Annotated in this window: 10 protein-coding genes; 3 read left to right on the top strand and 7 right to left on the bottom strand. The window is 73.7% G+C overall.

Annotated features, from left to right (window positions below; all coding sequences use genetic code 11):
• Positions 1-10 precede the first annotated feature (10 nt).
• From ACZ6ZR_RS25510 to ACZ6ZR_RS25495, 4 genes are all read right to left on the bottom strand, one after another.
• The gene (locus ACZ6ZR_RS25510) at positions 11-2977 is read right to left on the bottom strand and encodes an ATP-binding protein (RefSeq protein ID WP_465645981.1); all 2967 of its coding nucleotides are present in this window, start codon (positions 2975-2977) and stop codon (positions 11-13) included.
• Between the two features lie 120 nt (positions 2978-3097).
• Positions 3098-3523 (bottom strand): ATP-binding protein, encoded by a 426-nt coding sequence (locus tag ACZ6ZR_RS25505; RefSeq protein WP_465645979.1) that lies wholly within the window; start codon positions 3521-3523, stop codon positions 3098-3100.
• 120 nt (positions 3524-3643) lie between these two features.
• On the bottom strand, positions 3644-4594 hold the full coding sequence (locus ACZ6ZR_RS25500) for a LysR family transcriptional regulator (RefSeq protein WP_465645978.1): 951 nt from the start codon (positions 4592-4594) through the stop codon (positions 3644-3646).
• A gap of 329 nt (positions 4595-4923) precedes the next feature.
• On the bottom strand, positions 4924-7224 hold the full coding sequence (locus ACZ6ZR_RS25495) for a M9 family metallopeptidase (RefSeq protein ID WP_465645976.1): 2301 nt from the start codon (positions 7222-7224) through the stop codon (positions 4924-4926).
• 228 nt (positions 7225-7452) lie between these two features.
• Here ACZ6ZR_RS25495 and ACZ6ZR_RS25490 point away from each other — a divergent pair, with 228 nt between their 5' ends.
• Together ACZ6ZR_RS25490 and ACZ6ZR_RS25485 are read left to right on the top strand one after the other, a co-directional pair.
• Complete coding sequence (locus tag ACZ6ZR_RS25490) at positions 7453-7986, top strand: cupin domain-containing protein (RefSeq protein ID WP_465645974.1); 534 nt, start codon at positions 7453-7455, stop codon at positions 7984-7986.
• Positions 7979-8779: an SDR family NAD(P)-dependent oxidoreductase gene (locus ACZ6ZR_RS25485; protein WP_465645973.1), complete on the top strand. Its 801-nt coding sequence runs from the start codon at positions 7979-7981 to the stop codon at positions 8777-8779. The genes ACZ6ZR_RS25490 and ACZ6ZR_RS25485 overlap by 8 nt, the downstream gene beginning before the upstream one ends.
• 116 nt (positions 8780-8895) lie before the next feature.
• On the opposite strand, the gene ACZ6ZR_RS25480 is transcribed toward ACZ6ZR_RS25485, so the two are convergent.
• The 3 genes from ACZ6ZR_RS25480 to ACZ6ZR_RS25470 all read right to left on the bottom strand — a co-directional run bounded on the left by ACZ6ZR_RS25480 (position 8896) and on the right by ACZ6ZR_RS25470 (position 11753).
• Positions 8896-9588 (bottom strand): ferritin-like domain-containing protein, encoded by a 693-nt coding sequence (locus ACZ6ZR_RS25480; RefSeq protein ID WP_465645971.1) that lies wholly within the window; start codon positions 9586-9588, stop codon positions 8896-8898.
• A 132-nt stretch (positions 9589-9720) separates the two neighbouring features.
• Positions 9721-10071: a hypothetical protein gene (locus ACZ6ZR_RS25475; RefSeq protein ID WP_465645970.1), complete on the bottom strand. Its 351-nt coding sequence runs from the start codon at positions 10069-10071 to the stop codon at positions 9721-9723.
• Positions 10072-10124: 53 nt separating this feature from the next.
• Positions 10125-11753, bottom strand: a complete 1629-nt coding sequence (locus tag ACZ6ZR_RS25470) for a nickel/cobalt transporter (protein WP_465645968.1) — start codon at positions 11751-11753, stop codon at positions 10125-10127.
• A gap of 433 nt (positions 11754-12186) precedes the next feature.
• Here ACZ6ZR_RS25470 and ACZ6ZR_RS25465 point away from each other — a divergent pair, with 433 nt between their 5' ends.
• The gene (locus ACZ6ZR_RS25465) at positions 12187-13635 is read left to right on the top strand and encodes a DUF4331 domain-containing protein (RefSeq protein ID WP_465645966.1); all 1449 of its coding nucleotides are present in this window, start codon (positions 12187-12189) and stop codon (positions 13633-13635) included.
• Positions 13636-13749: the final 114 nt, after the last annotated feature.

Below are 13749 nucleotides of genomic sequence, written 5' to 3'. Positions count from 1 at the left end.
CCCGCGCGCCCTATGCCCCCGGCTGCGTCCCCTCGCCCGGGTAGACGTCGGCGATGGTCTTGCGGGTGGTGTCGAGCTTCTTCAGGACGTGGGCGACGTGCTGTTCGACGGTGCGTGGGGAGAGGAAGAGGGCCTGGGCGATGGCCTGGTTGGTGGCGCCGTCCAGGAGGAGGTCGGCGACCTGGCGTTCGCGGGGGGAAAGGCTGGAGCCGTAGCCCTGGCGGCCCCGGGTGGCGGGGCGGGTGAGGCCGAGTTCGCGGAGCAGGGGGCCGCAGCGGGCGGCGTCGGCGGTGGCGCCGAGGCGGGTGAAGGTGTCGACGGCGTCGGCGAGTTGGGCGGCGGCCCGGTCCCGGGAGGCCGCGGCGAGCAGCGCGCGGGCCAACTGCTCGGCGGCGAGGGCTGCGTCGTACGGGCGGCCGATGGCCTGCCAGATGTCCCGGGCGGTGGTGAAGTGCTCGGCGGCGAGGGCCGGTTGGCCCTGCGCCTGCAGCAGGCCGTGGGCGAGGTGGAGCTCGGCCCGGGCGCCCGGGCCGTCCCGGCCCCGCAGGCCCTCCCCCGCCTGCTCCACCAGCGCCGTCGCGGCCGCCTCCTCCTCGCAGGCGAGGGCCGCGGCGACCGCCACCGGCAGCAGGCCGGTCGCCCGGGCCCAGGCCCCCGCCCGGGCGAGCAGCCGCACCGCCGGGGTCGCGGTGGCCCAGGCGTCCTCCGGGGCGCCCTCGGCCAGCCGGGCGGCGGCCAGGCCGGCGGCGGCGCGGACCGCGGAGGTCACCTGCGACTCCCGTTCGCCGTACTCGGCGGCGGCCCGGTAGCGGCGCAGGGCTTCGGCGGTGCGGCCCCGGGCGGCGGCCAGCCGGCCGAGGATGAGGCTTTCCTCCGTCCCGGCCATCGCCATGTCCGGGTACTGGTCGGCCAGTTCGGCGAAGCCCCGTTCGATCCCCTCCCACCTCCCGGCCAGCGCGTCCAGCCTCAGCAGGGCGATCCGGCTGTAGCACTCCAGGTAGGGGATGTCCGCCCGGCGGGCCAACTCCCGGCTCTCCGCGAGGAGTTCGGCGGCCCGCCGGTCGTGTCCCAGTTCGACGGCCAGTTCGCCGACGTTGTAGACCGCCCGGGTGGTCTGGCGCAGCACGTCGGTGTCGGCCGAACGGCGTGGCAGGCGGTCGAGTTCGGCCCAGACCGCCGGGTCGCCGTCCCGGGCCAGCAGGGTCAGCCGGGTGGCCCGGGCGGCGGCCCGTACGGCCTGGTCGGGGCTGCCGGCGAGGGTCTGCTCGGCGCGTTCCAGCCAGGCCCGGGAGCGGGCCGCCGCCTCGTCCCGCTCGTTCATCGCCATGGCGATCATCGCCCGGGCGGCCTTCTCCGGCTTGGACTCCAACTCGCCGACGGAGCGGGCGAGCTCCTCGTACCCGGAGCGGTCGCCGCCGTGATTGACCATCAGCAGGCCGAGGTCCATCCGGATCTCGCCGCAGGTGGCGATGGGCAGCCGGGGGTCGGCCAGGATGGAGCGCAGCACGGCGGCGTTGGCCAGGTGGTCCGGGCCGTTCACCGCGATCCTGCCGAGGGCCAGGGCGGTGCGCGAGCGGTCCTCGGCGGAGAGGTGGGGCTGTTCGAGGGCCTGGTGCAGCAGGGCGGCGGCGGTGCCGGTGTCGCCCAGGGCGATGGACTGCTCGGCGGCCTCCTCCACCCGGGGCAGCCAGGCCTCGCGGTCGCCGGCGGCCAGGGTGTGGTGGGCGATCTGCACCAGCGGAGGGGGCGTCAGGGCGCGCAGCGCCTCGACGGCCTGGCGGTGCAGCCGGGCCCGCTGCGGCCCGGGCACGTGACGGTACGCCACCTGCTGCGCCAGCACGTGCCGGAAGACGTACCGCCCGCCGTGCCCGGGTCCGGGCGGTGGCCCCTCCTCGCGGTGCACGCCGCCCTCGCGGTGCGCGCCGCGCCCGAGGTCGCGGTGCCCCGTCTCGCGCAGGACCGCCGCCTGGAGCGCCTCGGTCAGCCCCTGCGCGCCGCGCTCCGGGTCGAGTCCGGCGACGGCGGCGAGCAGGTCCTCGGTGGCGGGAACGGCCAGCACCGCGGCGGCGTCCACCACGGCGGCGCCGGTCTCGGAGAGGGTGGCCAGCCGGTCGGTGACCGCTTCGCTCAGGCCGCGGGGCACCTCCGCGTGGGCCAGGTCGGCGGCGGTGGCCCCGGCCGGAGGGCCGTGCGAGCTCTGCTCGGCGAGAGTGATCAGGTCCTCCTCGGCGACCAGCGGCAGGCCCTCGCTGCGCAGGTAGAGGGCGGCGGTCAGGTCGGGGGTGGCCTGCCCGCCGAGGGCGGCGGCGGCCAGCTCGCCGATCTCCGCCTCGGAGAGCGGGGCCAGCCGGATAACGGCGCCGCTGGTGCCGGGCGGGCGCCGGTAGGCGGCGCCGAGCACGGGGGTGCGGGGCGGCAGGTCCTCGGCCCGGTAGGTGCCGACCAGGCCGAGCCGTTCGGGCAGGTCGCGGGCCAGCAGCAGGAGCAGCTCGCGGGTGGCCTCGTCGACCCAGTGCAGGTCCTCGACCACCAGCACGGCCGGGCCGATCGCGGAGAGGAACGCCCTTACCCCGTGGACGAGTTGGTACCGTTCGGCCTGGGCGTCCCGGGCCCGTGGCGGCGGGGGCGGCAGGCGGTCGGCGAGGTCGGGCAGCAGCGGGGCGAGGGCACCGGCGGTGGGCGGGACGCCCTCGGCGGGGAGCCAGCGGCCGCCCTTGCGCAGCGCGTCCATCACCGGGCCGTAGGGGAAGGGCTCGCGCAGCGGGTGGCAGTGGCCGGTGAGCACCCGGTGGCCCTCGGCGGTCAGGGCGAGCGCGGCCTCGTGGACCAGCCGGGACTTCCCGATCCCGGCCTCCCCCTCGACCAGGACCACGGCGGGCGGATGCCGCACGGCCGCCAGCAGGAGCCCGAGCTCCCGCTGACGGCCGACGAACTCGAAGCTCCTGCCGGGGGCCGGTCGCCCGGGGCCTGCTGCCACGCGATCACCTTCCCTGTCCTGGCCACGCTAGATCGGCGCAGGTCAGCGGGCAAACGGCGGCGCGGCCCGGCCGGGCGGCCGGCCGCCGTCGCGGCGGAGGCGGGACGGGCGGTTACGGCGTCAGGCGGCCTCGGGCACCAGCAGTTCGGCCGTCACCTGGGTGCCGGAGTCCGTGCGGCGGATGGTGCAGCCGGCCGCGTAGGCCTCGACCAGCAGCAGGCCGCGGCCGGTGCAGTCCTCGGGGCCGGTGGCTGCCTGCGGGCGCCAGTGGCCGTTGTCCCGGACCTGGACGATCACCGTGACGCCGTCGCTGGCGAGCAGCACGGCGACCTCGGCGCTGCCGCTGTGCCGCACGGCGTTGGCGACCAGCTCGGTCACGATCAACGAGAGGGCCTCCTCGACGCTGTCCGGCACCCCCCACTGGCGGGCCAGCGCCTGGGCGAAGTGCCGCAGGGCCGGCACGGCGGCCGGTTCGGCCGGCATGGCACACGCTGCCGATCCCTCGCGTACCGCGAGGTCGGGGGCGGTCTGGTCGGTGGCGATCATCTGCGACTCCCGAAGGCGTGTGGGGCGGGCCTCCTGCCGCAAAGCCTCGCCCGAACCCGGCACGGGATCAATCGGGGGCCGCCAAGTCACGGGTACCTATTTAATGCCCCGCGCCCGTGCTCAGCCGTAGGTCCGCGCCATCCAGGTCTGGAAGTGCGGGGCCCGGCTGATCAGCTCGCGGTAGGAGTCCACGGCCGAGCGGTAGAGGGTCTCGGCCACCTCGCCGGCCCGGCCGTCCCGGCGCCAGACCAGCAGGTAGCGGGTCCACAGCGGGGTGCCGGTCAGCGGCTTCACGATCACCCCGGGGATGGGCTGGATGGTGGCCTGCACGACCGAGACGCCCAGGCCCTCGGCGATCATCCGCTGGAGCTGCACCTGGTCGCCGAGGAACTCGTGCACCACCGCCGGGGTGAAGCCGGCCGCCGCGCAGGCGGAGTGGAAGAAGCCGGGCCAGCCGGCCCCGTCGTCGGGGGTGAGGAACCAGGCCTCGTCGGCCAGCTCGGCGAGCGAGACCTCGGACCGGTGGCGCAGGCGGTGTCCGGCCGGGAGGGCGAGGAAGACCGGCTCGGTGATGATGCCGCGGTGCTCGACGGCGGCGGAGTGCGAGAGCTCCTGGCCGGGGTAGTCGACGGCCAGCGCGGCGTCGATCTCCTCCTGCTCCAGCAGTTCGACGATGGCCGAGGAGGCGTACACGCTGCTGACGGTCAGTGGGACCTCGGGCAGCCGGCCGCGCAGCCGCCGGACCATGCCGGGCAGCACGGGGGTGTTGGTGGCGGCCAGCCGCAGCGCGCGTCCGGTGGGCACCGCCGGGGCCTCGTCCGCCCGGCGGCCGATCCGTTCCACGGCGGCGAGCACCTCGCGGGCCCGGGCGAGTATCTGGGCGCCGTAGGCGGTGGGCTTCACGCCGGTGGGCGTGCGGAGGAACAGGCTCTCTCCGAAGTGCCGTTCGATGCGCCCGAGTTGGGTGCTGACCGCCGGTTGGCTGTGGCCGAGCACGGCCGCTGCCCGGCCGAGGCTGCCCGCCTCGGCGATCACGCACAGGGTGCGCAGGTGCCGCAGCTCCAGTTCCACGCGCCGTCCCCCATCTCCTCGGTGAGCACCACTGCTCACGCCCGGAGGTTATGGGAGATCCGCCGTCCCGCCAAGTGCCGGGAGCGAACCCGTCGGCGGCCCCCGACACCGGCCCCGACCTGCGGAAACACTGTCCAGAGATTCCTGTTATCCGGGCCGCTCCGCTTACTCTCCTACGCGATGGGTACGGCTGCACGGGCCCGCGGCCGGCCCCGGACGTGCCGGACGGCCCGGCCCACCGTGCTGGGCCGGGCCGTCCTGCGTACCGGGCGGATCGGGTTACCCACTCCCCGCTCCGCCCGGGGTCCCGCCGGTCACGCGGGGGTCGGTCAGTAGGTGGTGGAGACCGACGCCCCGCTGAACCCCTGCTGGGCGTAGAGGCTGATGTAGTTCCAGCCCGCCGGCGGGTTGCTGATGGTCAGGGTCTCGGCGTTGGTGGCGCCGGTGGACCGCTGGTTGTACGAGGTGTTGGTGGCCCAGCCGCTGGCGTTGTAGTACAGGTCGGCGTTGCCGGTGCCGCCGGTGCTGGTGACGGTGAGCTTGGGGGTGCCGGCCGGGAGGTAGATGTAGAGGTAGGAGAGGTTCCCGGTGGCGGCGGAGAGGTTGGAGCGGCCGCAGTTCTTGTCGAGCTGGCGGCTGTCCGCGAGGGTGCACTCGGTCACCGGCGGGGTCGTGACGGTGCCGCAGTTGCCGGCGTTGCAGGCGGTCAGCCAGCTGTTGAAGTCGGCGTCGTAGCGGGTGCCTATGGTGGACTTCAGGTAGGTGTAGGCGCCCGCGTAGTCACCGGTGCGGTACTTGGCGAGCAGCGCGTCCACGTCGGAGCGGTGCGACTGGAGCATGTAACGGGTCGCCAGGTAGCCCCAGTTGTAGGTGCGGGTCTGGTCGGTGTTGTCGTAGGTGGTGTCGAAGAGCGTGGAGAGCGCGTACCGGTGGGTGCCCGCCTCGGTGATCGCGTCGTCGTACTTGACGCCGCGGTAGTGGTAGGAGACGTACTCGGCGAAGCCCTCCACCCACCAGATGATCGGCTTGACCTGGCCGGCGTCGAAGTCGCCGTAGGTGTCGAAGCGGCCGTCGAGGTAGTGGGTGTACTCGTGGTTGAGGTTCCAGATCTGGAAGTCCGGGCGGACCCACTCGGCCTCGTAGGCGATGAAGCGGGCCTGGTTGCCCGCCACGTCCGGCTTGCCCTCCAGGTACATGCCGCCGTTGTCGGTGTCGATGCCGAAGATGACGCCGGCGTAGGTCTGGTAGTCGCTGCTGGAGTCGAAGACCGAGACCTCCAGGTTGGTGTTGTTGTCACCGGCGACGGGGCCGTTGTCGCGCACCAGGTTGTGGAAGAAGGCGTCCTGGTTGGCCAGGCTGGTGCAGGTGGCGCTGAGTTCGGCGGAGGTCATCTGCTGGGCCTGGATCTTCAGGCTTGGGCTGCAGGTCTGACGGACGGTCAGGATCGCGGCCTTGACCCGGTTGGAGAGGTCGCAGGTGCCGTAGTACGAGCAGTTCGCCTTGTCGTACTGGTCGGCCATCTCGGCGAGGCCCATCCAGAGCGCGGAGGTCCGGCCGGTCAGCTGGCTCTGGTCGAGCAGGTGCTTGGCCAGCGGGCGGACGGTGGGCTGGAGCGGGGCCTCCTGGAGGAAGCGGCCGAGCTCGCGGCCGGCGTTGGACACCAGGTAGCCGGTGTCGCTGCCGAGCTTGGCGTTCCACTTGGTGGCGAAGGAGTCCAGCTGGGTGAGCACGCTGGTGTCGTTCTGCACCGCGGTGATGAACTCGGGCATCTGGTGGCCGCGCCAGAGCACCGTGTAGACGTTGTTGACGGCCGCCTTCATGCCCCAGTACGCGTCGTACGAGGCTCCGTAGCCGTTCAGCAGGCGCTTCACGACGTACAGGTAGCGGACGTTCTCGCCGGAGCTGTCGATCAGCGTCACGGCCTCGCTGAGGATGTCGCCGTTGGCGTCGGTGACGTCGCCGGAGCGCGGGGCCGCGTAGAAGGCGTCCAGCGCGGGCCGGATCGCGTTCTTCAGGCTGGTGCCGTAACTGCCGACGGCACCGGAGTTGTAGAACTGCACGAAGTACCCGGCGCGCAGGTAGAGCACCAGCTGCGCGGTCGAAGTGGTGTTGTTGCCCGGGTAGTTGACCGCCACGTCGCGCAGGGCGTTGGCGATGGTGACCATCTGGGCCTCGCGGAACGCCTTGTTGGCGTCGGTGCCGGTGAGGGTGAACAGCGTGTTCACGCAGTCCACGGTGGCGCCCTTGACCGCCGTCACCAGGGCGCTGCCGGTGCGGGAGGTGAAGTCCGCGGTGTTGCAGGCCGCCGCGGCCTGAGCGCTCGGGGTCTCGGCGCTCGGGGCCTGCTGCGCCTTCGACTCGGCGTTCAGCGACTCCTGGGTGCGGGGTGCGGTGCGCGGGGCCCGCTGGCTGAGGTCGAGCTTTGCGTCCTCCTTGGCGTGTGCCGCCTGCTCCTTGGCGACGGTGGCCGCGGCGGGCTGCGGGGCCGGGCGGGTGGGGCCGGTGACGCTCGTCGCACTCGTGCTGCTCGGCGCCTGGAACGGGCTGTTGGGGGCAGCCTGGCTCTGGGCCGAGAAGGCGCCGAGCGCCATCGTGCAGGTGAGTGCTGCGGTGAACAGCGCTCTGGGCATGCGTGTGAAGCGCATGGTGGGGGACCTCCGACAGCCGTGGGGGGTGCTGGGTGACATGTACCATTGCACGCTTGTTGGCTGTACAGGAAGGGGATAACCCCCAACTTGTCCGGGCCATAACAGGGTTAGCCCCCGCCCCGGGACGGGTAGCGCGGCCTCCCACGGCCGGGCCCTCCGTAGGATCACCACTGCCGTCATTTGTGGAGGACGAGGGAAGGGGAACTCCGGATGACCACCGCGGACGAAGTGGCCCGGGCGTACGGGCTGGTGCCGCTGCCCGCCGAGGGCGGGCGGTTCGACCGGATCTGGGCCGGACCGGACGACGGCTCCGGCCGCCCCGCCGGGTCGGTGATCCTCGCCCTGCTCGGCTCCGGGCCCGGCGAGTTCTCCGCCCTGCACCGGCTCCCCCGCGACGAGGTCTGGCACTTCTACCGGGGCGACCCGCTGGAGCTGCTGCTCCTCCACCCGGACGGCACCGACGAGTTGGTGCTGCTCGGCGACGGCAGCGCTCCGGCCCCGCGCGTCCAGCACGTCGTACCCGGCGGGACGTGGATGGGCGCCCGGGTCACCCCGGGCGGCGGCTGGTCACTGTTCGGCGCCAGCATGGCGCCGGGCTTCCTGCCCTCGGACTACCACGGCGGCACGGCCGCCGAGTTGGCCGCCGCCTATCCACAACGTGCCGACCTGATCCGGCAGTTGTGCCGCACCGACGGACCGCTCACCATGGCGGCCGACTCCCACTGGAAGGGCCGTCATGACTGACCCTCAGCCCGCAGCCCCCAACGCCCCCGCTGCCGTCGACCCGTTGGGCCTGGCCGGCCGGGCCGTGCTGGTGGTCGGCGCCACGGGCGGGATCGGCGCGGGCGTCGCGGAGCGCTTCGCCGAGGTCGGCGCGGCGGTGGTGCTGCACGGACGCCGCCCCTCCCCCGCCCTGGCCGAGGTCGCCGAACGGATCGCCGCCCAGGGCGGCCGCGCCACCACCGTCCACGGCGACCTGGGCAGCGAGGCCGAGACCGTCCGAGCCGTCCGACAGGCCGCCGAACACCACGGCCGCCTGGACACCGTGGTCAACTGCGCGGGCATCCAGCCCGTCGCCGCCTTCGACCAACTCACCGACTCCGACTGGCAGTCGGTGGTGGACACCGACCTCCACGGCCCCGTCCGCCTCACCCGTGCGGCCGCTGCGCTCCTCCCGCCGGGCGGCTCCGTCACCCACCTCGCCTCCATCGAGGGGAGCCGTCCCGCCGTCGGCCACGCCCACTACGCCACCGCCAAGGCCGCCCTGATCATGTTCGCCCGCGCCGCCGCACTGGAACTCGGCCCGCGCGGCGTGCGCGTCAACACCGTCTCCCCCGGCCTGATCACCCGCCCCGGCCTCACCGAGGCCTGGCCCGAGGGCGTCACCCGCTGGCAGCGGTCCGCCCCGCTCACCCGCCTCGGCACCCCCCGCGACGTCGCCGACGCCTGCCTCTTCCTCGCCTCCCCGCTCGCCTCCTGGATCACCGGCCACGACCTGGTCGTCGACGGCGGCGTCAGCACCCACCCGAGCTGGTGACCGGCCGACCACGCCCGGGTGACGGGTGGTCGGGACGGCCCTGAGGCGGTGGAACGCGGAGGCCGAGGCGAGCCTGCCGTAGCGCAGCAGGTCGGTCCCGTCCGTCCTGGCCGCTGTCAGACCGTCAGAAGGCCGGGCTTGGCGGCCTTGTCGACGGGCAGGAAGTCGGCCGGGACGGGGTACTCGCCCAGGACGTAGTGCAGGATCGCGGCGTGCATGGCCTCCACCGGGGCGATGGTCGCGGCGGTGGTGATGCCGGCCGGGCTGGTGACGTTGTAGGTCGCGAACAGGTAGGTCTGCGCAGCCTGGTCCTCCAACTGCAGGGCGAGCTTGGCCACCCCGCCGACGTCGACCACGGCCTTGTACTTCGGGTCCGGACCCGTCTGCGCCTTCCCACCCGCCTGTGTGGCGCCCGAGTTGAACGCCTTCGCGTGCGCCTGGTGCTGCTCGGTGGTCTTGGCGATGAACGCCGCCACCGTCTTGTTGCCGTCCTTGATGAACGGCTGCGTGGCGGCCGTCTGGTAGGCGCTCACCGCCAGGTTCTCCAGCGACGCCGCCGTCTGCAGCGCCATGATGTCGTCCGCCGTGGCGGTGGCCGCGAAGGCCCGCGCCGAACCGGACAACGCCGTCACCGCCGCCGCTCCCGCCAGGACCTGACCCCGCTGCCACCAGCGCCGCCCGGCCGGCTCCGCCGCCTGCCCGAAGTCGTCCAGCGCGCTGCGGGTGATCCGCAGCGCGTCGCTGTTCAGGTCCTGCGACTGCTCGGTCAGCTCTTCCAGCAAACGGGTGTCGATGCGCTCTCCGGCCATCACGCCCCTTCTCCTCCGATGCCCGCTCGGCACGGGCACATCCGCCCTGCCTTCGGCGGTCGGCCTCCACCGGATTGCCCGGCGGTCCGCATCTTCACCCGGGAGGGTGACGATGCGGTCCGGGGGCGACCGTCAGGGCCGGCGGGCCGTCAGGTACCGCGGGTCGCCGCCGAGGTCCGCGTAGAGCTCGGTCCAGCGGCGGTCGGACGCGGTGGGCGGGCCGCCGTCGCAGTAGGGCTTGGTCCCGTTCGCGGTGTAGAACCGCATCATCTCCAGGACCGCGCGCGGATCCGCTCCCTGCCCGGAGGTGTACCGGGCGCCGGGCTCCTGGGTCTGGTGCCGGACGCAGGTCGGGGACGGGGCGGCGGCGGCCTGGGCGTCGAAGGTTCCGTCGGCCGCGGTGGTGGTGGTGATGGTGCAGGAGGCGATCAGCGGGGCGAGCAGGACGGCCAGCCCCAAGGCGCGGGCGGTGCGGGTGGTCACGGTGATCCGATCTCCTTGCGGCACGGCGGTCTGGGCGGTCACGGGTCTCCGGCTCACAAGGCCGAGGGCAGGCTGCGGACGACCAACCCGAGCCCCACGGCCAGCACGAGCAGAGTGGTGAGAAGGGCGCTGTACGGCGCGAGGTGACGCAGTGTCCGGGCCACCGGGCCGTCCTGCACCGCCCGCAGCCGGTCGCCGACCCGGACCAGCAGCAGGCCCACGGCGGTGAGGGTCGCGGCCATGCCCAGGCCGTAGGCGAGGACCAGGGCCGCCCCGAACAGCGTCCGTCCGAGTGCCACCGCACCGAGCAGCACCACCAGCGCGGACGGGCTGGGGACGATGCCTCCGGCGATTCCCAGCCCGATCAGCCGCCCGCGTGACGGGGCGTCAGGGCCGTGGTGGTGATGGCCGCCGCCGAACCAACCGTGGTGATGGTGGTCGTGGCCGTGCGGGTGCTCGTGGTCGTGGTCGTGGCCGTGGCCGTGGCTGTGCGGGTGCGGGTGCGGGTGGTCGTCGTGCGCGGGCCCGTGGACGCCGGAGGTCGCCCCCGCGTGGACGAGTTCCCTCTGCGCCCTGTCCCCGACATGTGCGTGAGTGCCCTTCCGGGCAGCCTCGCCGGGAAGTCTCCGGACGGCGTCCCGCACCAGGCTCACGCCGACCGCGGTGACCAGGAGCCCGCTCAGCACTCCGAGCCGGCCGAGCAGCACGTCCCCCGCCAGCGAGGAGAAGGCCGTCAGGGCGAGCCCGATGACCAGTACCCCGACCGTGTGGGTCGCCGTGACGGTGACCCCGACGGTCACGGCGTCCCGGGTGCGGCCCTGCCTCCCGGCCAGGTACGCCGCCATCACCGTCTTCCCGTGACCCGGCAGGAGGGCGTGCCCTGCGCCCAGCAGCAGGGACAGCAGGACGGCCAACAGGCCGAGCGGGACGGTCAGCCGCTCGGCCGCGCCGAGTTCGGCGAGCTCGGCGTCGAAGCGGGCCAGCCAGGCGGCCGGGCCCGAGGTCGCGACCGTCCCGCCGATGGCTCGGACGTCTCCACCGTCCCCGGGGCGGGCCACGAACCGGGCGTGTGTCACACCGCTGGGGCTGTCGAGCAACTCCCTCGGGTAGTCCCGCAGTTCACCGGAGACGGAGCCGACGGGCACGTCGGAGTCCGAGACCACGGCGCCCTCGCCCCGGGCCGTGATCTCGTTCCACCCCACCCTTGTGACATCGGTCCCGCTGGTCACGCGCAGCTCCACCCCGGCCTCCGGCAGCCGGAGCACGGTGCGCAGCCGGCACTCCAGGCGGCTGCTGCGCAGACCCGCCGCTCCGTCCTGGTGGACGAAGCCCGCGGACGTGGTGCTCCAGGACAACGGTGCGGCGCCGGCACCGCCCGTCACCCGCAACCGCTCCGCGGTCCGCGCGCACTGCTCTCCGGCCCAGAGCGCACGCTCGCCCTCGTCGGTGGTGCCGTCCCCGTTCCGGTCCACCCGTGGCAGCTCCTGCAGGGTCGGGATCTCGGCCGTGTCCGTGACGGCGAGGAGGTCGAGGTGGTCGGGGTGGACCGTGAACCCGAGGTAGTGGTTGACCGAGAAGTTCCCCAGCGGGTGGGCCGCCGCGGTGGGGGCGGCGAGGCCGGTCAGCAGCAGCGCACCCGATGCCGCCGCGACGGTCCGGGCAAGAGGTCGTGGGACTGGCACGCTGGTCCTCCGGGAGGTCTCCGGCGCCGGGCGGTGATGCCCGGGCCGGTACGGGTGGGCCGGCAGCGGCCCGCGCTCACATTCGTGGCCGGCGGGCGGCGGATCGCCGTCACCACCCCAACGGCGCCGAAGGATCACCTGTGCGGAGCAGGCTACGGGCCGACGTCCCCATGCATCGCACGGCCGTCCGACCGGGAGGCACGCAGCGCGGTGGCACGGGCTCAGGGACCGCGCCGACGGCGCGGCACGGGGCCGAACGGGTTGCACCTCTGCTCCGTCCGGGTGGGCGGGCCAAGCCGTGCTCAGCGCACGACCGAACGTCCCACGGGACACGGCCCAGAGTTCGGACCAACCGGTTCGTCCCGTGTCCCCGGCTCCGCGCACCCACGGCACGGAGCCGACGTTCCGTCACCCGAGTGAGAAACGGACCTACATGACCGTGAAGCGCCAACGTGCCCGCACCAGCTCCGCCGCCCGCTCCGCGGCGGTGCTGACCGCCATGGGCCTCGCGCTGGCCGGCACCGCCCTGTTGGGGACGGGTGCCGGCGTCAGCACCGCCTCCAGCCACCGCGAGGCGCCGCTGATCGCCGCCGACCCCCAGGTCGACAACACCGACCTCTACGCCTTCACCAGCCCGGAAGACCCCGACACCGTCACCCTGATCGCCAACTGGCTGCCCTTCCAGGAGCCCAACGGCGGCCCGAACTTCTACCCCTGGGCCGAGGGTGCGCACTACGACATCAACATCGACTCGCAGGGCACCGGCAGGCCCGACGTCACCTACCGCTGGACCTTCCACACCGAGGACGCGCGCGGCACCGGCACGTTCCTCTACAACAACGGGCCGGTCAACAACCTCACCGACCCGACCCTGCTGTTCCGGCAGTACTACACCCTCCAGGAGCTCCGGCCGGACTGCGACCCGGTCACCCTGGTCGAGCGCGGCCAGGTCGCCCCCTCCGACACCGGCCGGGCGTCGATGCCGAACTACGGAATGCTCCGCGACCAGGCGACCGCCCAACTCCCGGGCGGTGGCCGGACGGTGGCCACTCAGGCAGCCGACCCGTTCTTCCTCGACCTGCGGGTCTTCGACCTGCTGTACGGCGGCAACCTCTCCGAGGTCGGGCAGAACACCCTCGCCGGATACAACGTCAACTCGGTCGCGCTCCAGATCCCCAAGAGCCGCCTCGCCTACAAGGGCGACCCGGGCCGAAACCCGGTGATCGGCATCTGGTCCAGCACCGAGAAGCAGACCCTCAAGCTCAGCCCCGGCAAGGCCGACCCGGTCGGCACGTTCGTCCAGGTCTCCCGTCTGGGGAACCCGCTCGTCAACGAGGTCGTCCTCCCCTCCGGCCTCAAGGACGCCTTCAACTCACTCCCCCCGTCCGAGGACCACAAGCAGCCCGCCGTCGTGGCCCGGGTCCTGGAGCCCGAGGTGCCCAAGCTGATCCAGGCGATCTACGGCCTCCCGGCCCCGGCCACTCCCCGCACCGACCTCCAGGAGATCTTCCTCACCGGCATCGCCAAGGCCGCCAACGGCCCGCTGGCGGTCGACCTCAACTCCCAGCTGATGAACCAGGACATCGACCCCGGCGCGTTCGTGCCCGCCGAGGAGCTGCGCCTGAACATGTCCACCCCCGTCACGCCGAACCCCGACCGGCTCGGCGTCCTCAACGGCGACTTCCAGGGCTTCCCCAACGGACGCCGCCTGGGTGACGACGTCGTCGACATCGCCCTCCAGGTGGTGGAGGGTGCCACTCCCGGCAAGTTCGTCCAGGCCCTCGCCGCCGGCGACAAGGTGAACACCGCCGACAGGCCCTTCGGCGCCACCTTCCCGTACCTGGCGCTGCCCTACGACAAGGCCGTCAACCAGGCCAACTGACCGGCCCGGGGGGGGGGGGGGGGGGGCCCCCCCCCCCCCCCCCCCCCCCCCCCCCCCCCCCCCCCCCCCCCCCCCCCCCCCACCCCCCCCCCCCCCCCCCCCCCCCCATGTCAG

It is taken from the genome of Kitasatospora sp. NPDC088742 (assembly GCF_055584905.1).
This window is presented reverse-complemented; position numbering and strand designations above follow the sequence as displayed.

Bases quoted from the DNA above. Each gene is read 5' to 3' on its own strand.
- ACZ6ZR_RS25505 (WP_465645979.1), bottom strand. From the start codon at position 3,523: ATGATCGCCACCGACCAGACCGCCCCCGACCTCGCGGTACGCGAGGGA.
- ACZ6ZR_RS25465 (WP_465645966.1), top strand. From the start codon at position 12,187: ATGACCGTGAAGCGCCAACGTGCCCGCACCAGCTCCGCCGCCCGCTCC.
- ACZ6ZR_RS25480 (WP_465645971.1), bottom strand. From the start codon at position 9,588: ATGGCCGGAGAGCGCATCGACACCCGTTTGCTGGAAGAGCTGACCGAG.
- ACZ6ZR_RS25495 (WP_465645976.1), bottom strand. From the start codon at position 7,224: ATGCCCAGAGCGCTGTTCACCGCAGCACTCACCTGCACGATGGCGCTC.
- ACZ6ZR_RS25490 (WP_465645974.1), top strand. From the start codon at position 7,453: ATGACCACCGCGGACGAAGTGGCCCGGGCGTACGGGCTGGTGCCGCTG.
- ACZ6ZR_RS25485 (WP_465645973.1), top strand. From the start codon at position 7,979: ATGACTGACCCTCAGCCCGCAGCCCCCAACGCCCCCGCTGCCGTCGAC.